Origin of the sequence: Lutibacter sp. A64 (assembly GCF_022429565.1) — a bacterium.
Classification (GTDB): Bacteria; Bacteroidota; Bacteroidia; order Flavobacteriales; family Flavobacteriaceae; genus Lutibacter.
This window is the reverse complement of the sequence record NZ_CP092487.1, coordinates 2,973,248-2,992,436: the sequence shown is the minus strand read 5'-3', so window position 1 is coordinate 2,992,436 and position 19,189 is coordinate 2,973,248. Positions and strand designations below refer to the sequence as shown.

Here is a 19,189-nt window from a genome sequence, read left to right as displayed (position 1 = left end):
ATATCTAAAACAAAAATAATGTATGTAAATTTAATTTATAGTTTATTACAAATAATCTTCAAAATATTCTTTTAGAATATCTTGCATTAATTCTATAGTTAATGGTTTATTTTGATAACCGCTAACACTTGAAATAGTTTTAGATTTAGCCAAATCATCTGGGTTTAATGAAGAAGATAGCATTACTAATATAATTTTTCCTTTTTTGCTTTTATCAAGTTTATTATATTCCTCAAGAAATTCCCATCCATTCATTCTAGGCATATTAATATCTAAAAATATAAGATCTGGCTGAGGGTGTTTACCAGCGTTAGTTGATTTAAGGTACTCTAGCGCTTCCATTCCATTTTCTGCCATTTCTATTTTTTCAGTACAGTCAACCTTATTAATTACCCATTCATGAATAAAATTGATGGCATCATCATCATCAATTAACAGAATACAATTTAATTTTTTCTTCATCTTTTATTTAGTTTAAATTTATAGGAATTGTAAAGTGAAAAGTTGATCCTTCCCCTAATTTTGAATCTACCCAAATTTCGCCACCATGCAAATGTATAATTTTATCACAATGCGCTAATCCAATTCCAGTTCCATCAAAATTACCTCTTCTATTTAACTTTTGAAACATTCCAAAAATATTACGATTATTTAGATTTTCAATGCCAATACCATTGTCTGAAACTGAAAATCTCCAATATTGCCCACTTCTAATTGCAGATACTTTAATAATAGGATCAACATCTTTTTTATGAAATTTAATAGCATTTGTAATTAGGTTAAAGAACAAAAGGTGAAGTTCTTTTTTATAAACTTTTAAAGCTGGTAAATTATCAAAAATAATTTTTGCATTAGTATTTTTTATAGTATCTGAAAGCTCCATTTTTATAGAATCTACTAGTTCTTTAATATAAACAGTTTCTAACTCTTTATTTACTCCAATACGCGAGTAATCTAAAAGACCTTTTATTAAACTACTCATTCTATCTGTAGACCGCTCAATAAAAGAGATACAGTTATTTGTTACTACATCTATCTCATCTATTTGTTTTTGCTTTAAAATATTTACCATTCCCCGTATAGATCTTAACGGTTCTTGCAAATCATGTGAAGCAATATATGTAAATTGTTCTATTTCCTTATTTTTAAGTTGTAAGTTTTCATATTGAGATGAAAGCATTGTAAGCCTTGTAATATCTTGTCTTATTGTAAGAAATTGATAAATTTCACCTTTTTCATTTTTAAATGGAATAATTGAAGTGTGTACCCAATAAAAACTACCATCTTTTGCCTTATTTTTTACGCCTCCAATCCAAACTTCACCACTTTTAATTGTTCCCCAAAGCTCTTTAAAAAATGCTCTTGAATGATGTCCAGAATTAATAACTTTATGTGTTTTACCAACAAGCTCTTCTCTACTATATTTAGAAATTTCACAAAACTTATCATTTACTGAAGTAATGACTCCATTCACATCAGTAGCTGCAACAATAGAGCTATCGTCTAAAGCTTGTTTAAGTTGACTTAATTCTAAATTAGCTTGGTATAGTGAATTTTTAAGATTTTCTTTCTCTACGTCTCTTTTATTTATTCCAACGGCGATACCAAAAATATAAAGAATAGAAACAAATAGTGCAACAATAGTAAAAATAATAAAACCAAAATTAAAGCCAATAATGTTATGGTTTACAGCATATAATAGCGCTAAACTCATTAACAATATCATTATAAAATTATATGGCGCAACTAATCTAATTAATTTACTTCCTGCATATTTACTTAAAATTAGACTGTAAAATTCTTTTGGTGAATTTTTTACAGAAAGTATACTTGAAAATAATAAAAACATTAATGATGTATGCAAGGACATTGAATTAATAAAACTAGATTCTTTTGCAATAGGAATCTGTAAAATGTAACTTAATATTACAATAAAGGAAACCAACAATATAGCTATAAAAACAAACTGAGTTCTTTTTTTAATACGCTCCTTTTTAGATTGCATTCCTAAAATAGCAAACCCTAAAAATAAAAGACCAATAGCGGTTGTTGGCGAATTAATTGCAGACTTATCAATAACATAAAAATTTTCAATTTCAAAAAAATAATTAATTAAAGTTACTATGGCTATTACTGTAACTATACTAATTAAGGTTAAATTTATAATTTTACAAAATCTACTTTGTTTTATATAAACTAATACACAAATGCTATGTAACAAAAAGGATAATGCTGTATTAAATTTCATGGTTACTCTACCAAAAATTAAACTTAACATTTCTTGTTTATTTAATAGCCAAAATACAATTACAAACAAACTAATTACGAAAGTAAAAACGCAAACAGCAATTACTAATGATTTTATAGTTTTTGGGGTAATCTTTTTCATCTTTTTTTTAACAGCAATTGCATTCATTTTATATAGTTAGGGGTTACAACTATTTAATATCTTTTTTTTAAAAATAAGATTTTACTAATATACAATAAACTAATAAGAAAAAAAGTTCTTTAATCTTAATTAAAACAGTCTAAATTTTCTTAGCTTTTTCTAAAGAGGTAATAATTTTTTTAAGATCGTCTGAATTAATAGGTTTAATTATATAATCGGATATCTCACTAATTTTTTTAGCTCTTTCAATATCAATAGGATCTACTGATGAAGAAACCATATAAATAGTTATTTTTTTGCCAACTCTTGGAGCTATCTTAACATACTCTTCCATAAATTGAAAGCCATCCATTATTGGCATATTTATATCTAAAAAAATAACATCTGGTAAATCTTTAATGTTTCCAACATTGTCTACCATAAAATCCAAGGCTTCTTCTCCATCTGAAAATATAAGTACTTTTCTAGATAATTTATGTGTCTCTATAGTTTTAGTAATTGTAAATTGATAAATCTCATCATCATCAATTATACATATAATAAAAGGCTTTTTCATAATAAATATTAAAATGTTATTGTAAATGTTGTTCCCTCATTAACCTTACTTGATGCTGAAATTGTTCCACCCATAGATTCAATTTGAATTTTGGTAAGGTACAAGCCAACTCCTTTTGCTTCTGCATGCCTATGAAAAGTTTTATTTAATCCAAATAATTTATGGCCATGTTTATTTAAATCTATCCCTAAACCGTTATCCGTAATTGATAACTGGATCCTGCCATTTAAATTAGTTGTTTCAATTGTAATTTTTGGTGCACGCTCTATAGATCTATATTTAATAGAGTTTGTAATTAAATTTAAAAAGATACTTTCTAAATAGGTTTTATTATAGCTAATACTAGGCGCATTGGTAAAATTACTGGTTATATTTGTTTCAGTCTCTATTATTTGACCAGTTAATATTTCCATTGTTTTATTTAAAATATCTTTAAATAATATTTTTTCAATATTTTTAGAACTATCGTCTCTAATTCTTATGGCATCAACTAATGTGTTTAATGTTGAAGTTAAATGATCAATTACTTTTTCAAATTTTTCAAACAACATACTTCTTTCTTCGTCACTTTCAGCCATTTTATAAATTTGAAGTAAAGAATTAAGGTTACTCACTGGCGCTCGCAAATTATGAGATGTAATATGAGCAAAACTAGCCAACTGATTATTTTGACTGGTTAATTTTCTTGTAAGAATTTCGAGATTATTTTTTGCATCAATAATTATTTTTTGATTTTTCACACTCTCACTAATATCTGTTGCCATTTTAATAAAACCCGTAATTTCATCTTTGTTATTTTTAATTGCTGTTGTAACTGAAAGCACAGGAAACGTAGTTCCATCTTTTCTAACATATGTACATTCTCTAGATTCTGATTCTCCTTGTTTAGCATTTGCTACAAGAACATCAAAACCTATTATTTCTTTATTATATTTTTTAGATAATGCTTCTCCTCTTTTAAGAGTTTCTTCTTTTAAATGAATTATTTCAGGTGTTTTTAATCCAACCATTTCATTAGATGAATAATGTAACATGCTTTCGGCACCTTTATTAAAATGGGTTATTAAACCATTTTTATCTGTTCCAATTATAGAAATAGGACCAGAATTTAATATTGCATTTAACTCTTCATTTACCGAATTTAATGTTGCTTTTGCTAATTTTACTTTGTTAATATCTTGAAAAACACCATTAAGTAAAATACATTTTCCATTTTCAAATTCAGCTTGACCAATAGCACGAGTCCAAACAACATTTCCTTTTGCTGTTACAAGTTCTAATTCAATATCAAATGGTTTTCCTTTTTCAATAGCTGTATTAATAGCCTTTTTAATTTTTATTCTACTCTCTCCTTCTTTATAAAATTCAATTGCAGTATTTAAATTAGGTATAAAATCGTCTGGTACGTCATGGATTTCACGAGTTACTTTACTCCAATTAACTTTATTTTCAATTAGATTTACTTCCCATGTTCCAATACGTGCAATTTGATTGGTTTTGTCAAGTATTTTTTCAATTCTTAACCTTTCTTGATCTTTTTCTTTAATAGTTGTTATATCTGCAGTATACATTAATAATCCACCTATTTTTCCTTTAGAAATATACCAAGGTCTCACATCCCAAGTAAGCCACTGTGTAGTGCCATCTGCTCTTTTAAATGGTGCTTCATCGCATTTATTAATTGCTCCTTTTAAACACGCTTTATGGTGCTCCTTCCAATCATCTCCTATTTCAGGGAAAATTTCATAATGAGATCTCCCTATAATTTCTTGACCTGTTAATTTATAATCTTCTTTCCAACGATGTGAAGCTGCTATATATTTCATGTCCTTATCAAACATTGCAATAGCATTTGGTGCTTGTTCAATAAAAATTTTACCTAATTCTGCTCCTTTTTCAATTTTATTTTTGAGCTGTTTCAATTCTTTTAAATTATTGCGAACTTTTTCTTGAGAACGCACTAACGCACGATTTGTTTTTTGGAGATCTAGATTCTTTTGAAAATATAATTTGTAAACGGGTTTAATGATATAAATAAACTGAAAAATTAAAATTAATACAACTATAAAAGCTAATAAATACAGTATATTTTCTAACTTTTGAAGCTTTCTTTCTGCATTTTTCTGGTATTCATTTACAATTGTATCCATTGTAGTTAAAAAAGCCAAATCTAAAGCTTCAAGATCTTTTAAGTCTTTAACACTTTTATCAGATTCAATAGTATTTATTATACTTTTACTGTATTCTAGTATTTTATTTTGATAAGGCTTAATTTCTTTAAATAACGAATCGATAGTTTTATTACCATCCTTTTCATTCTTTAAAATCAAATAATTAGTAGCTTCTTCCCATTCTTTAATCAGTAATTTTAGTTTGTTAACATCTATTTTTGAATTAATATTATTTGTTGTTTTTATAATATTATTAAGTTTAGTAATACGCTGACTTAACATACGTTGTTTACCAGAAACGTTAATAATATGTGCGTCAGATTTTTGTAAACTAATACTATTCTGAACAAGCAAAAGCATTAGAGCTAATAAAATTATGATTGTAATTAAAAATATTAAATACCTATTTTTAAATAATTTATTTAATTTATTCATTATGGTGAATTGTTATGCGCCTTCTTTAAAATAAAATTACACTATAGAATCTTTTTTTTAAATAACTCTATATCTAATACTTTTAAAGTTTAATTAAATAATAGGTATTTTAAGCAATTCAATTAAGTTCTAAATTATAATTAAAATAATGCTTAGATAATTAAGTTTATTCTTATATAAATTATGAACGCTTCAAATATACGTTTTTTAGTAAAATGGAGGCTTAATTTTATAAAACACTGTTAAATAGATGTTTTACAAATAATTATAATTAAAAACGATATATTTTAAATCAAAAATTAATTACACGCATAGCAAATGCTTCAACTTTTTTCCAATCTGTATACTCTATTTTAATATTTTTATTGGTAGGTCCTTTTGTCATCCACATAATAAACTGAATCATTATTCTATCAAAAGGTTTATATCTTTTATAATCTAACATTCCAGCAAAAACTTCAGTAATTGTTGGTTTCCAATCTATTTTTTTAAAAAACTTAACTACATAGGGATTGGTTTCTGGTGTGTTTTTTTCTGGTTTTCGAGCCACCAAATTCACAGAAAAAAAAGCTGTTTTTACAGTATCTAATACTGCTTTATTTTTATTGATAAATGCAATTATTTCTTTGTTATGCACACCATATCTTATACTTGACGCAATTACAAACTTATCAAAATCAGTAATATTTTTTGTAAAATTATCTATAGTAAATAACTGAACATCAATATTTTTTTCTTGTATAGTTTTAACAATTTCATTACATATTTTTGTTGTATGTCCGTCTACTGTTGCATATAAAACACCAATTCGTTCACTCATTACAATGGTTTCATTAGGGGTTAAAGTTAACTAAAAAACAGTATTTTTTGTATGATATTTATCAATACCCTAATGCTAATTGAAAGGTGCTAAAACAAAAAACCCATCCAAGAAGAATGAGTTTTAAGCGTTTTTTAAAAGAATTTTATACTTAGATAACTTTTACATTAACTGCATTTAAACCTTTTTTCCCTTCTTTCAGTTCAAATTCTACTTCATCTCCTTCTTTAATTTCATCAATCAATCCAGAAATGTGAACAAAATAATCTGTATTAGAACCTGCTTCTGTAATAAATCCAAAACCTTTAGATTCATTAAAAAATTTTACTGTACCTTTTTTCATTGTTAAAAAATAAATTAGGTAACTAAGTTACTAATATTTCTTTGTTTTTAATAATTTTTTATAAAATTTATCAAAAACATAATATTTGTAACCTATTGTTAATCTAGCAGTTCTGTTAATTTATTAAATACTTTTTTCGGATTTTTATTTTCGTATAAAATCTGATAAACGGCATCAATAATTGGGGTATTTGTTTTATTTTTTTTAATTAATAAATAGGCACTTTTTGTTGCGTAGTATCCTTCAGCAATCATACTCATTTCCATCATAGCGCTTTTAACTGTATAGCCTTTACCAATCATATTACCAAACATTCTATTTCTACTAAAAACAGAATAACCTGTCACTAATAAATCACCTAAATAAGCCGAATTATTAATATTGCGTTTCATTTTATGAACCTTTTTAATAAAGCGTTTTATTTCTCTAATTGAATTAGACATTAAAACAGCTTGAAAATTATCTCCATAGCCCAATCCGTGTGCAATACCAGCTGCTATTGCATATATATTTTTTAGCATTGCAGCATATTCTGCTCCAATAATATCGTCAGATGTTTTTGTTTTTATATAATGGCTAGAAATATATTTACTTACAAGTTTAGCTTTTTCTTCATCTTTACAAGCAACTGTTAAATAAGATAAGCGTTCCATTGCAACCTCTTCTGCATGACAAGGGCCTGTTATTACTCCAATATTTTCAATTGGAACATTTAATATTTTATTAAAGTGTTCTCCTACAATTAAACCACTTTCTGGAATAATTCCTTTAATTGCTGAAAACACTGTTTTTGAAGTGTACGGTTCGGTTATTGTATCTAATTCTGCTTTTACAAATGCAGATGGAATAGAGAAAATTAAAATATCTGCATATTTTACCATCTCATTAATATCACTAGATAAAAATAATTGATCTACATTAAAAGTTGCAGAACTTATATAATTTGGATTGTGCTCGTTTTCTTTTATATAATCTATAGCACTCTGATTTCTCATATACCAGCCAACTTGATCTAAATTTTCGCACAGCATTTTTACAATTGCTGTAGCCCAACTTCCTCCTCCAAAAACGGCTATTTTAGGGTTTGTATTCATTTTAATAGGTTTAGTTTTTCAAAAGTAAAAAAACTAAATTAATTGCACTCTTAAAACTGAGAAACTATAGTTTTAATACTTTTTAGATAGGATGTTCCAAACAAATTTAAATGAATTAATAACGGATATAAATTATAAATATCTTTTCTAGTATTGAAGCCTTTTTCTAGTGGAACTACTTCATTATAAGTTGTATAAAATTCATTAGAAAATCCACCAAACAATAAACTCATTGCCAAATCAACCTCTCTATGTCCATAACACACTGCCGGATCAATAAAAACTGCTTTATTATTTATTGCAGCAATAAAATTTCCGCTCCATAAATCACCGTGAATTGCGCTTGGTTTTTCTGCTGGAATTATAGTTCCTAATTGTTTATACAAACTTTCAAATAACTGCACTTCTTTTGTTTGAAGTAATCCGTTATCAAAAGCTATTTTTACTTGAGGTTTTAGTCTGTTTTCTATAAAAAATGAAGGAAAATCATTAAAAAAAGTATTTTTTTGAAACAATTGTCCCATAAAGTTATTATGGTTTAGCCCAAATTGCACACTCTTATTTTTATGTAAATCGGCTAATTGAACAGCAAAATTTTGCCAAAACTTATTAGTTTCATAGTAGTTTTCAACCCAGCTTAAAACTAAATAAATTTCTGTATTAAAAGTTCCTTCAACAATTATTTGAGGAATGCTTACTCCGTTTGTTTTTAAAAAATTAAGGCCATGAACTTCTTCTTTAAAACCATTTTTAAAAATTGAAATTGTATTTGTTTTTACAAAAAAAGATTGTGCTTTAGAAGTCAATTTATACGCATTATTTATAGAGCCACCTCCTACTTTTTTCCAAGTAAAAACAGCATTTAAATTCAATGTTTTATTAATTTGCTTTTCTATATGTTTATTTAAATCCGATTTCACTCTAATTTGAAGTAAAAAATTTTACTTTTGATAACAAATTTACAAAAACACTTTGAGCGCACTTAAACAATTTTTTAAAGACACTATAATTTACGGAATTGCTGCAGTTTTACCGAGAGCTATTAATATTATTTTAGTAAAATTACACACCTCTAAATTAACTGCCGAAAAATATGCAGTAAACACAGATTATTATGTGTATGCCGCTTATTTTAATGCCTTACTAACCTACGGAATGGAAACTGCTTTTTTTCGATTTTTCTCAAAAGAAAAAGATAAAGGAAAGGTTGTTTCAACGTCGTTTTTAAGTTTAGCAACTACTACTTTTTTATTTTTAGTTGCCATGGTAATTTTTAGTGCTGAAATTTCAGGTTTTTTTGGTTTCAAAAACCCATTATTCTTTAAGTTATTAATTTGGACAACTGTTTTAGACACCATGGTAGTAATACCTTATGCCTATTTACGCGTGACTAACAGACCTATTAGGTTTACATTATATAAAGTATTAAACATCTTAATTTTTGCATTTTTTAACCTATTTTTTTTATGGTTTGTACCATACGCAATGCAAAAACACATAGCATTACCTGCTTGGATAATTTCAAGTTACCAAAACAACCCAGCCGTAATATTTATTTTTATTGCCGGAACCATAGCTAGTGCCACCACATTTTTATTATTACTACCAACACTTTTTAAGTTTAAAATTCAGTTCGATTTTGAATTATTAAAAAAAATGCTACGCTATGCTTTTCCTATCTTAATTGCTGGTTTAGCATATGTAACCAATGAAAATTTAGATAAATTATTATTGGGAGATATGATTGGGGAACAACAAATGGGAATCTATGCTGCTTGTTACAAATTAGGGGTTTTTATGACGCTCTTTATAATGGCATTTAGATTGGGCGCAGAACCGTTCTTTTTCAATCATTCCGAAGAAAAAAATGCTACACAAACCTACGCTAAAATATTAAATTGGTTTATTATAGCAGGTGCATTTTTTATGATATTTATTGTTGCTTTTATAGATATTTTCGCATCAATTTTATTGGGTAGCGACGAATATTTTGAAGCTTTAATGATTGTTCCAATAATTTTATTAGCAAACCTTTTATTAGGTGTTTACCACAATTTAGCAATCTGGTATAAATTAACCGATAAAACCAGGTTTGGAATGTATTTTTCAATTATTGGAGCTATAATTACAATTGTTTTAAATGTAATTATGATTCCTAAAATTGGCTTTATGGCTTCTGCTTGGGCAACGCTAACAGCTTATGGAGTTATGATGCTTTTATCTTATTTTATTGGAAAAAAATACTATCCAGTACCCTATAATATTAAAAAAATAATAAGTTATTTATTTTCAGCCACGCTACTTTCTTATGTTTCTTTTAACTATTTTAGAGAAAACTACTTTGTTTCTGTTGGCTTAGTAATCATTTTCGGATTTTTAATTTATTTTAATGAAAAAAAGGAAATTTTAGCTATTTTAAAACGAAATTAAAAACGTAAAAAGCAGCGTTTTAAATCGCAAAATATAACACCATAAAAAACTAAATACTTATGAAAATACAAATCATAAACAAATCTAAACACGAATTACCAAGTTACGAAACAATTGCTTCTTCCGGAATGGATTTACGTGCAAATATAGATGCTGCAATTACATTAAAACCTTTAGAAAGAGCCATTATTAAAACAGGTTTATTTATTGCTTTACCTATTGGAACTGAAGCACAAGTACGTCCAAGAAGTGGTCTAGCAGCAAAAAAAGGAATTACGGTTTTAAACGCTCCTGGAACTATTGATGCAGACTATAGAGGAGAAATTGGCGTGATTTTAGTGAATATTTCTAACGAAGATTTTATTATAAATGATGGTGAACGCATTGCTCAATTAGTAATTGCAAAACACGAACGTGCCGAATGGGATGTAGTTGAAGTTTTAAGTGAAACTGAACGCGGTGAAGGTGGTTTTGGAAGTACTGGAATTTAATACATATATTTACCGTAAATAATAAATATGATTCCAATAGATGTAAAAACTTTATTTCTTTTCTCAGCTGCCGCTAATATATTTATTATTGCTTTATTTGTTACTTATATTAAATTATATAAAGTAAAAAATCCAATTATTAGTATTTTTATTCTTTCTAGAATACTAGGTATATTTTTCTTAATAATGCTTTCAACACGAGATAGTATTCCAAGCCCAATAAATATTTTTTTAAATACTACAATAAATTTATTTATAGTATTTTATGAAGTTTATTGTATTTCCTTTATTGAAAAAAAATTTAATTTAAAACATTTTAAACAATGCTTGTTTATACCCGTTGTTTTTTCTGTAATATTAATTTATTTTAGTACATCATCAACTAACATTAGAATTATTGCAACATCCTTAAGTGTTGCGTTAATATATGCTTATGCTTCTTATATACTTTTAATAAACAGAAGAAAAACTAAAATACAGCACCTAACCGGCTTTATTTTTACACTTGCTGCTGTATTTCTATCATTTCGTGCATTAGGCGCCTATTTAGAAACTAAAATAAGTATGTTTTCAACAAACTATATACTTGTTCTACCTCTCATATTTTTCTTAATCCTTAATTTAATTATTCCTCTACTTTTAATTTTTATTTTAAAGGAAAAGGACAATCAAAAATTAAATGAACTAATAAAAAGCAAAGATAACTTTTTTTCAATTATTGCTCACGATTTAAAAGGCCCTTTAGGTGGTTTACAACAAATTGGAGAGCTCCTATGGCTTAATGATATTAGCGATGAAAAAAGAGAAAAGCTAACCAAATCACTTTATCAAAATAGTAAAAACACCTTTAATCTATTAGATAATTTATTAAAATGGGCAAATACCAATGCCGGATTAATTATTTACAAACCTAATAAACTTAATCTCTATAAAATAATACATAATAATATAAACCTTTTTAACTCTCAAGTTAAATTAAAAAACATTAGTCTGACTTGCAATTTTAAACAAGATTTATTTGTTTATGCTGATTATGATATGATTGATACAATAATTAGAAACCTAATTTCTAATGCTATAAAATTTACCAAAACCAATGGTAAAATTGAAATTATTTTGGAAGAAATTAACCCAAACCTAAATATATGTAGAATTTCAATAGCTGATAGCGGTGTTGGTATTAATAAAGAAACACTGCATAAAATTTTTGAAATTAATACCTTTATTTCTACTTTTGGAACAGATAATGAAAAAGGAACTGGTTTAGGGTTAAAACTTTGCAAGGAGTTTTTAACCATAAACAAAGGAAAAATTAATATTAATAGTAATTTACAAGAAGGAACTAAGGTTTCTATTTCTCTTCCATTAGAAAACAACTAATTTTTCAGTTCTTATTTACCTCTATATCCACTTTTTGATTAATCTCTAATTTGGTTGGGTGCTCAAAAAATATAGTTTCATTCTTTAAATCGGCCTCAATTAAATAATAACTTCCTTTAAAATAAGATGCAATAACTGTTGCTTTTAATTCGGATTTTTCAACTACTTTTAACTGATTCGGGTATAATAAAACTGTTTCTTTCGAAGTGTTTTTTGCTTCTATTATATGTAATGGAATTTCATTTATTTCATTAAAAAAAGAAGCTACATATTTACTTTCTGGATTATTATATAAGGTTTCTGGTGTGTTTTTTGCTACTAATTTTCCATCTCTAATCACTAAAATTTCATCGGCAAACGAAAGCGCATCGGTTGTATCATGTGTAGCAACAATACATAAAATATTTTTTGATTTTAAATACCTAAAAATACTTCTTCTTAAATTATTTTTTCTAAAATTATCTATATGACTAAAAGGTTCATCTAACAATAAAACTTCTGGTTCATCTGCCAAAACTTTCGCTATAGCTACACGTTGTTTTTGACCTCCACTTAAATTTTTTACTTTGGTATTTAAAAAGTTGCTCATATCTACAACTTCTAGCAATTCTTTAATTCTATTTAGCTTATTTGGGTCTAGACTTGAAATATTTTTACCAATATTTTCTTCAACTGTTATATATGGCATTAAATCAAAATCTTGAGGTAAATATTTCATAAAATCCTCACCTGGAATTAGATAAAAATTAGGTCCTAAAAGCTTCTCTTCATTCCAATAAACAGCGCCTTTTTCAATATGTAATAAACCATAAATAATTTCTAATAAAGTACTTTTTCCACAACCACTTTCGCCAATTATAGCAATATAATCTCCTTTGCTAGCGGTAAAACTAACATTTTTTAAAACTTCTTTTGAAGTATAACCAAATGATATATCTGTAACTTTTAACATAACTTATTCAAATCCAATATGTAATAATGCATCTCCTTGATTAACAACTGGCGCATGGTTAGAATTTAAAATATACCCTTCTTGAGGGTTTTTAAAAACATTTTCATACGCACCAAAAGGATCTGAAATACTACCTAATTTAACACCTTTTTCTACTTTTTGACCAACATGAATATATGATCTGTACATACCAGAACGCTTTGCTCTAATCCATTTAGAAGTTTTAATTATTATTGGTGGATTTTTGGGGTCTTCCTTTGAAATTATTGAAGAAAAATCTCGCATTTCTAGATAATGCATTACATTTACAGCACCTTGAATACCTGATTTAGTAACAATTTTATCAAGATTAAAAGATTTTCCACCTTCAAACAGCAACACTTTTTTACCTAAATCTGCCATAGATCTTCTAAAAGTTTTTTCTTTACTTTTACTATAAACAATATAAGGCGAACCAAAGATTTTAGCCAATTTTAAGGTTTCTTCATCTTTAGCATCAATTCTTACTTGCGAGTAATTAAAGCGCTGTGCACCACCCGTATGGTAATCTATACAATAGTTTACTTTAGGAATAACTTTGGTCATTAAATGGTATGCAAACCTACTTGCTAAAGAGCCTTTTGCTGAACCTGGAAACTGACGATTTAAATCGCGCCCATCTGGAAATTCTCTAGATTTATTTAAAAACCCAAAAACATTTAATACTGGAATACAAATTACAGTACCCTTTTCTGGTTTATTTAATCCAGATGCAACAATTTGTCGCACAATTTCTATTCCATTAGTTTCATCTCCATGAATACCACCAATTAACAATAAACATGGACCATCTATCAATCCTCTTGAAACAATTATAGGTACTTCTATTTTTATTCCAATACTTAATTGAGCAATGTCCATTTTTAATTGAACGGTTTCTCCTAAACTAATTTTCTGATTTAATATTTTAAAATCATTCGGCATGACGTTCTATATAATGAATTATCTTTTTAGCAATATCTTTTCCTGTAGCAGATTCTATACCCTCTAAACCAGGTGAAGAATTAACTTCTAAAATAAGTGGTCCTCGCTCCGATTGCAATAAATCTACACCTGCAACACCTAATCCCATTACACGTGCCGCTTTTAACGCTGCATTTTCCTCATCAACAGACAATTCAAAAATTTCAGCTGTACCTCCTCTATGCAAATTAGAGCGAAATTCTCCTTCCTTTCCTTGTCTTTTCATAGCGCCAACAACAACACCATCAACTACAAAAACACGAATATCGGCACCTTTTGCTTCTTTAATAAATTCTTGTGCAATTACTCTAGCTTTCAACCCATTAAACGCTTCTAAAACCGACTCTGCGGCTGTGTGTGTTTCAGCCAAAACAACACCTAAACCTTGTGTTCCTTCTAATAATTTAATAACTAAAGGAGCACCTCCAACACTTTTAATTACATCATCTACGTTTTTAGAATAATTTGTAAAAACCGTTTTTGGTAAACCCAAACCAGCTCTAGAGAGTACTTGTAAACTTCGCAATTTATCGCGAGAACGCATTAAAGCCTGAGATTCTACTGCAGTAAAAACTTTCATCATTTCAAACTGACGTACAACTGCGGTTCCAAAAAATGTTACAGAAGCTCCAATTCTAGGTATTACAGCATCTACATCTGTAATTAGTTCTTGTTTATAGCGTATGGCTGGTTTTTTCCGTTCTATAATAATATCGCATTTAGTATGGTCTATTATTACCATTTCATGTTTTCTTTCCTTTCCTGCTTCAACAAGTCTTCTTGTAGAATATAAATTTGGATTGCGTGATAAAACAACAATTTTCATGTTAGTAGTTTTAAGAGTTTATTTTTTTAAGGGAAAGATTTTTTTTTGCAGTATCTATAATAAATTTTTTAGATAAAAATTTTCTTCCTAAAAGTACTGGATACATCATTGATCCTCTTTCTGTTAATGATAATTCTATGTTATGAATTTTATTAAAAATAAGAATTTCAGTAGTTATTATAAATCTACTTTCTATAATTCCATTAGAACTTTTTACATTTTTTTGAATAAATTCTTTAAAGTAAAAATATTTTTGGTGGTATTTTTCGTGTTCTGGATCTAGAAACTGACATTTTAAAACCTCATTTTCAACTTCAATATGATGGCAATGAAAGCTTGAAGTATATGCACCTGAATCTACTTTTATAGCGATTCCAAACAATTCTAATTTTGGAAAATCAACAATATCAGTTCTTCCTATAAGTGTTTTTGTATTAGGTGTTTTCAAAGTTTTAAAGCCTGCTTTTTAATATAAAAATTATCTACCAAAAATAGACTATTATTTTAATTGAAAAAGTTATTGTTTAAAAAGTTATTATAAATGAAAATAGGTTGTAAAAAAAATTAGAAATCCATCATACTGATTACCAATCATTATGAGAACCTGAATCAAGTTCAGGTTGACGTAAATTTCACTTTTTTTACAACCTACTCTATAAAATCAATACTTTATTAATCTTCATCTTGATTATTAATAAAATCTTTAATTTTTATTTCTAATTCTTCTGCTAATTCTGGGTTGTCAAATATCAGTCCTTTAACGGCATCTCTACCTTGTCCTAATTTTGTTTCACCGTAACTAAACCAAGAACCGCTTTTCTTTACAATACCAAATTCAACAGCTAAATCTAAAATTTCACCTGTTTTAGAAATTCCTTTTCCGTACATAATATCAAATTCTGCAACTTGAAAAGGTGGTGCAACTTTATTTTTTACAACTTTAACTTTTGTACTATTTCCTATAACACGATCACCATCTTTAATTTGAGTTCTTCTTCTAATATCTAAACGAACAGACGCATAAAACTTTAAAGCGTTACCACCAGTAGTTGTTTCTGGGTTACCAAACATAACTCCAATTTTTTCACGTAACTGGTTAATAAATATAACTGTACAGTTTGTTTTATGAATTGTACCTGTTAATTTTCTAAGTGCTTGCGACATTAAACGAGCGTGTAATCCCATTTTAGAATCTCCCATTTCACCTTCAATTTCACTTTTTGGTGTAAGTGCTGCAACTGAATCTACTACTACAATATCTATAGCTCCAGAACTAATTAAATTATCTGCAATTTCTAATGCTTGCTCACCGTGATCTGGTTGAGAAATAATTAAATTATCTACATCTATTCCTAAATTTTGTGCGTAAAAACGGTCAAAAGCATGCTCTGCATCAATAAAGGCAGCAATACCACCTGCTTTTTGTGCTTCGGCAATTGCATGCAATGTTAATGTTGTTTTACCCGATGATTCTGGGCCATATATTTCAATAACTCTACCTCTTGGATAACCACCAACACCTAAAGCTAAATCTAACCCTAACGATCCTGAAGAAATTGCCTCAATATCATCTATTGCAACATCTCCCATTTTCATTACCGTTCCTTTTCCATAAGCCTTATCTAATTTATCTAACGTAAGCTGTAATGCTTTTAATTTTGCTGCTTTTTCTTTATCTTCTGCCATAATCTTTATTAAAATGAGTTAAAATAGTTTGTTGCTAAAATATAAAAAAGTATTGAGTATATTTAGCCTTTAAAAATAATTCTATAAACATTATCAACATGAAGAAAACTCCTCTACTAATCTTATTCATTATTATGGTTAACAACAATTTATCAGCACAAAATGATGTTATTTCTGCTTTTTTATTAAAGTGGGAAAACTCTAAAAATTATTTATTAGAAATGGCTGAAGCAATGCCTGAAGCTAATTACAATTTTGCGCCTACAGAAAGACAAATGACTTTTAAAGAACAATTGCTACACATAAAAGGTAATATGGTTTCGTTGAGTGAGAATTATTTTATTACTGATGATTTTAAAAAATCTGAAAAAATAAACTCCACTACAAAAAGTGAAATTATTAATGAACTAACATTAGCGTTTGATAAAGTTTCTGAAATAATAAAAAAAACTAAGTTAGAAGATTTAGATACAGAGGTCAACTTTTTTGCTGGCCCAAAAAGTAAATTACAAATACTAAATTTATTGCAAGATCACGTAACACATCACCGCGGACAATTAATAGTTTACTTAAATTTAAATGAAATTAAACCTCCAAAATATACAGGTTGGTAACAATAATCAATTACAAATTGTAACTTTATTTATTATGAAAAAATCATCGCTCTTAGAAAATATAATTTACAACGATACGAAACCTGCAATTTCTGTTTTATTTGAAACAGAAACAACCAAAGAAATTAGAATTGTTTTTAAAGAAAATCAACTTATGAAAGAGCATAAAACAGCCTTTCCTATTAGTGTTGAAATTTTTGAAGGAGCTATTGATTTTGGTGTAGATGGTACAATTTATAATTTAGTAAAAGGCGATTTAGTTGCTTTAGAAGGAAATGTACCACACGATTTAGTTGCAAAAACAGCTAGTATTGTTCGCTTAACTTTATCTAAATTAGATACTGTAGATAGAGTTATTAAAGTTACTGAAAATTAATAGCCTTATTTGTTATTCCTTAACAGGAAAAAATCCATTTTTAAACACAAAAAAACCTAACAGGTTTTGAAAACCTGTTAGGTTTAAATTTATTAAAAATATTTTTCTTTTATGGATTTGTAGACCATAATGATGCATTTGCCATCATAGCTCTTCTAGGTAATTTTAAACTAGCCACAATTAACGCTGCAAAATCTTCTGGTTGTAAAACGCTGTCTTCAGAATCTTTATTAGCAATACCTAATTCTATAGACATATCTGAAGCAATAGTACTTGGTGTTAAAGTGTTTACTCTAATATTATTTTTTCTAACTTCTTTCATTAAAGATTGAGATAAACCAATTACTGCAAATTTTGAAGCAGAATAAGCTGAAGTTGTTGGGTTTCCGTTTAAACCAGCTGTTGAAGAAACATTAATAATATCTCCTTCATTTTTTTCAATTAAATACGGAAGTACTTCTTTAGTTACATAATACATTCCTAAAACGTTGGTTTTAATAATATCTTCCCAAAGTTTCGAATCCATATCGTTTAAAGTTCCAAAAGCGGCAATTCCTGCATTATTCACTAAAATATCAACAGTTCCTAAATTTGATATTATATTTTTAATTCCAATTTTTACAGCTTCATAATTAGAAATATCAAAAACTTCATACGTAGCATTTACACCCAATGCTTTTATTTCTGAAACAGTTGCTTTTAATCTTTCTTCATTTCTACCAGTTATAGCAACATCTATTCCTTCTTTTGCAAACGCCAATGCTGTAGCTTTTCCTAAACCTCTACTTCCGCCGGTAATAATGGCTTTTTTCTTATTTAATTTCATTTTTTAATATTTTTATAGTGATGTAAAAATTAATATTTTTCTATTTCTAAATTTAGAATTGACTATTTATTGCGCAAAGTTACTATTTAAGTTTTGAAGACAATTCTATAATATTGTTAATAATTGTTGTTGGCTTTATTTCCCAAGGATCAAAAATTGAATCTTGAGTACGTTGCACCCAAGCTGTTTTCATTCCATAAATTGCAGCTCCAGTAACATCAAACGGATTGCTAGATATTAACCAAGAATCTAATTTTGTAGAAGCTGTTTTTTTATTGAAATATTGATAAACTTTTGGACTTGGTTTAAAAACCTGAACAGCCTCAACACTTATTACTCCATCAAATAACTCACTAATTCCTGCATTTATTAACAAATTTGAAACTGTATTGGCACTTCCGTTAGAAAAAGCATAGAGTTTATGTCCATCATTTTTTAATTTTTGAAGTCCTTGTTTTACATCTGGAAAACTCCGTAACACTTTATATTCATCCATTAAAGCCGCCTTTTGAGCTTCTGATAAATTCACCTTAAACGTTAAACAACTAAATTCTAAAGCTTCTTTTGTGCATACAGAAAAATCGACAAAACTATTCATTAAACCCCTTCTAAAAGAATATTCTAATTGCTTATTTCTCCAGGTATCCATTACTGGTTTTGCCTTATCACCAATCATTTTTTCTAGAGAATTAAAAACTCCCGAAATGTTTATTAATGTTCCGTATACATCAAAAGCTAAAGTGTATTTCATTGTTTTTATTTACACCAAAAGTAATAACTTTTGGTTTTAACATTGTC

At 27.6% G+C, this 19,189-nt stretch carries 20 protein-coding genes; 5 read left to right on the top strand and 15 right to left on the bottom strand.

All coding sequences use genetic code 11. From position 1 onward, the window contains the following. Positions 1 to 45: 45 nt before the first annotated feature. From MKD41_RS12255 to MKD41_RS12220, 8 genes are all read right to left on the bottom strand, one after another. The gene (locus MKD41_RS12255; RefSeq protein WP_240242578.1) at positions 46 to 462 is read right to left on the bottom strand and encodes a response regulator; all 417 of its coding nucleotides are present in this window, start codon (positions 460 to 462) and stop codon (positions 46 to 48) included. A 7-nt stretch (positions 463 to 469) separates the two neighbouring features. After that, entirely contained in the window at positions 470 to 2,389 is a 1,920-nt protein-coding gene (locus MKD41_RS12250) for a sensor histidine kinase (RefSeq protein WP_240242577.1), read from the bottom strand. A 139-nt stretch (positions 2,390 to 2,528) separates the two neighbouring features. Further along, positions 2,529 to 2,945, bottom strand: a complete 417-nt coding sequence (locus MKD41_RS12245) for a response regulator (RefSeq protein WP_240242576.1) — start codon at positions 2,943 to 2,945, stop codon at positions 2,529 to 2,531. A gap of 8 nt (positions 2,946 to 2,953) precedes the next feature. Next, positions 2,954 to 5,551, bottom strand: a complete 2,598-nt coding sequence (locus tag MKD41_RS12240; RefSeq protein WP_240242575.1) for a PAS domain S-box protein — start codon at positions 5,549 to 5,551, stop codon at positions 2,954 to 2,956. 292 nt (positions 5,552 to 5,843) lie between these two features. Beyond that, positions 5,844 to 6,371 (bottom strand): menaquinone-dependent protoporphyrinogen IX dehydrogenase, encoded by a 528-nt coding sequence (gene hemG / locus MKD41_RS12235; protein ID WP_240242574.1) that lies wholly within the window; start codon positions 6,369 to 6,371, stop codon positions 5,844 to 5,846. Between the two features lie 151 nt (positions 6,372 to 6,522). Then, positions 6,523 to 6,714, bottom strand: a complete 192-nt coding sequence (locus MKD41_RS12230) for a cold-shock protein (RefSeq protein WP_240242573.1) — start codon at positions 6,712 to 6,714, stop codon at positions 6,523 to 6,525. A 98-nt stretch (positions 6,715 to 6,812) separates the two neighbouring features. Next, on the bottom strand, positions 6,813 to 7,808 hold the full coding sequence (locus MKD41_RS12225; protein ID WP_240242572.1) for an NAD(P)H-dependent glycerol-3-phosphate dehydrogenase: 996 nt from the start codon (positions 7,806 to 7,808) through the stop codon (positions 6,813 to 6,815). A gap of 50 nt (positions 7,809 to 7,858) precedes the next feature. Next, the gene (locus tag MKD41_RS12220; protein ID WP_240242571.1) at positions 7,859 to 8,728 is read right to left on the bottom strand and encodes a fructosamine kinase family protein; all 870 of its coding nucleotides are present in this window, start codon (positions 8,726 to 8,728) and stop codon (positions 7,859 to 7,861) included. A 52-nt stretch (positions 8,729 to 8,780) separates the two neighbouring features. Between MKD41_RS12220 and MKD41_RS12215 the strand changes: the two genes are divergently transcribed. From MKD41_RS12215 to MKD41_RS12205, 3 genes are read left to right on the top strand one after another with little or no spacing between them, the layout of a single operon-like run. After that, positions 8,781 to 10,238: an oligosaccharide flippase family protein gene (locus MKD41_RS12215; protein WP_240242570.1), complete on the top strand. Its 1,458-nt coding sequence runs from the start codon at positions 8,781 to 8,783 to the stop codon at positions 10,236 to 10,238. Between the two features lie 59 nt (positions 10,239 to 10,297). Continuing rightward, entirely contained in the window at positions 10,298 to 10,729 is a 432-nt protein-coding gene (gene dut, locus MKD41_RS12210) for a dUTP diphosphatase (RefSeq protein WP_240242569.1), read from the top strand. A 27-nt stretch (positions 10,730 to 10,756) separates the two neighbouring features. Continuing rightward, positions 10,757 to 12,109, top strand: coding sequence for a sensor histidine kinase (locus tag MKD41_RS12205; protein ID WP_240242568.1), 1,353 nt, complete (start codon positions 10,757 to 10,759; stop codon positions 12,107 to 12,109). Positions 12,110 to 12,113: 4 nt separating this feature from the next. Here MKD41_RS12205 and MKD41_RS12200 read toward each other — a convergent pair whose 3' ends face one another. From MKD41_RS12200 to recA, 5 genes are all read right to left on the bottom strand, one after another. Next, positions 12,114 to 13,061 carry an ABC transporter ATP-binding protein gene (locus MKD41_RS12200; RefSeq protein ID WP_240242567.1) on the bottom strand — a complete coding sequence of 316 codons (948 nt, stop codon included), beginning with the start codon at positions 13,059 to 13,061 and terminating at the stop codon, positions 12,114 to 12,116. A 3-nt stretch (positions 13,062 to 13,064) separates the two neighbouring features. After that, positions 13,065 to 14,024 (bottom strand): succinylglutamate desuccinylase/aspartoacylase family protein, encoded by a 960-nt coding sequence (locus tag MKD41_RS12195; RefSeq protein WP_240242566.1) that lies wholly within the window; start codon positions 14,022 to 14,024, stop codon positions 13,065 to 13,067. After that, complete coding sequence (rimK, locus tag MKD41_RS12190; protein ID WP_240242565.1) at positions 14,014 to 14,889, bottom strand: 30S ribosomal protein S6--L-glutamate ligase; 876 nt, start codon at positions 14,887 to 14,889, stop codon at positions 14,014 to 14,016. Before rimK ends, MKD41_RS12195 begins: the two co-directional genes overlap by 11 nt. Before the next feature lie 10 nt (positions 14,890 to 14,899). Beyond that, positions 14,900 to 15,337, bottom strand: a complete 438-nt coding sequence (locus tag MKD41_RS12185; RefSeq protein WP_240242564.1) for an ATP-dependent zinc protease family protein — start codon at positions 15,335 to 15,337, stop codon at positions 14,900 to 14,902. A 224-nt stretch (positions 15,338 to 15,561) separates the two neighbouring features. Further along, positions 15,562 to 16,575, bottom strand: a complete 1,014-nt coding sequence (gene recA, locus MKD41_RS12180; protein WP_240242563.1) for a recombinase RecA — start codon at positions 16,573 to 16,575, stop codon at positions 15,562 to 15,564. 98 nt (positions 16,576 to 16,673) lie between these two features. Here recA and MKD41_RS12175 point away from each other — a divergent pair, with 98 nt between their 5' ends. Together MKD41_RS12175 and MKD41_RS12170 are read left to right on the top strand one after the other, a co-directional pair. Further along, positions 16,674 to 17,189, top strand: a complete 516-nt coding sequence (locus tag MKD41_RS12175; RefSeq protein WP_240242562.1) for a DinB family protein — start codon at positions 16,674 to 16,676, stop codon at positions 17,187 to 17,189. A 34-nt stretch (positions 17,190 to 17,223) separates the two neighbouring features. Beyond that, positions 17,224 to 17,565: a cupin gene (locus MKD41_RS12170; RefSeq protein WP_240242561.1), complete on the top strand. Its 342-nt coding sequence runs from the start codon at positions 17,224 to 17,226 to the stop codon at positions 17,563 to 17,565. 109 nt (positions 17,566 to 17,674) lie between these two features. Here the strand turns inward: MKD41_RS12170 and MKD41_RS12165 are convergent, their stop codons facing one another. After that, on the bottom strand, positions 17,675 to 18,391 hold the full coding sequence (locus MKD41_RS12165) for a 3-ketoacyl-ACP reductase (protein WP_240242560.1): 717 nt from the start codon (positions 18,389 to 18,391) through the stop codon (positions 17,675 to 17,677). Between the two features lie 82 nt (positions 18,392 to 18,473). Beyond that, on the bottom strand, positions 18,474 to 19,142 hold the full coding sequence (locus tag MKD41_RS12160; protein WP_240242559.1) for a haloacid dehalogenase type II: 669 nt from the start codon (positions 19,140 to 19,142) through the stop codon (positions 18,474 to 18,476). Between the last annotated feature and the right edge of the window lie 47 nt (positions 19,143 to 19,189).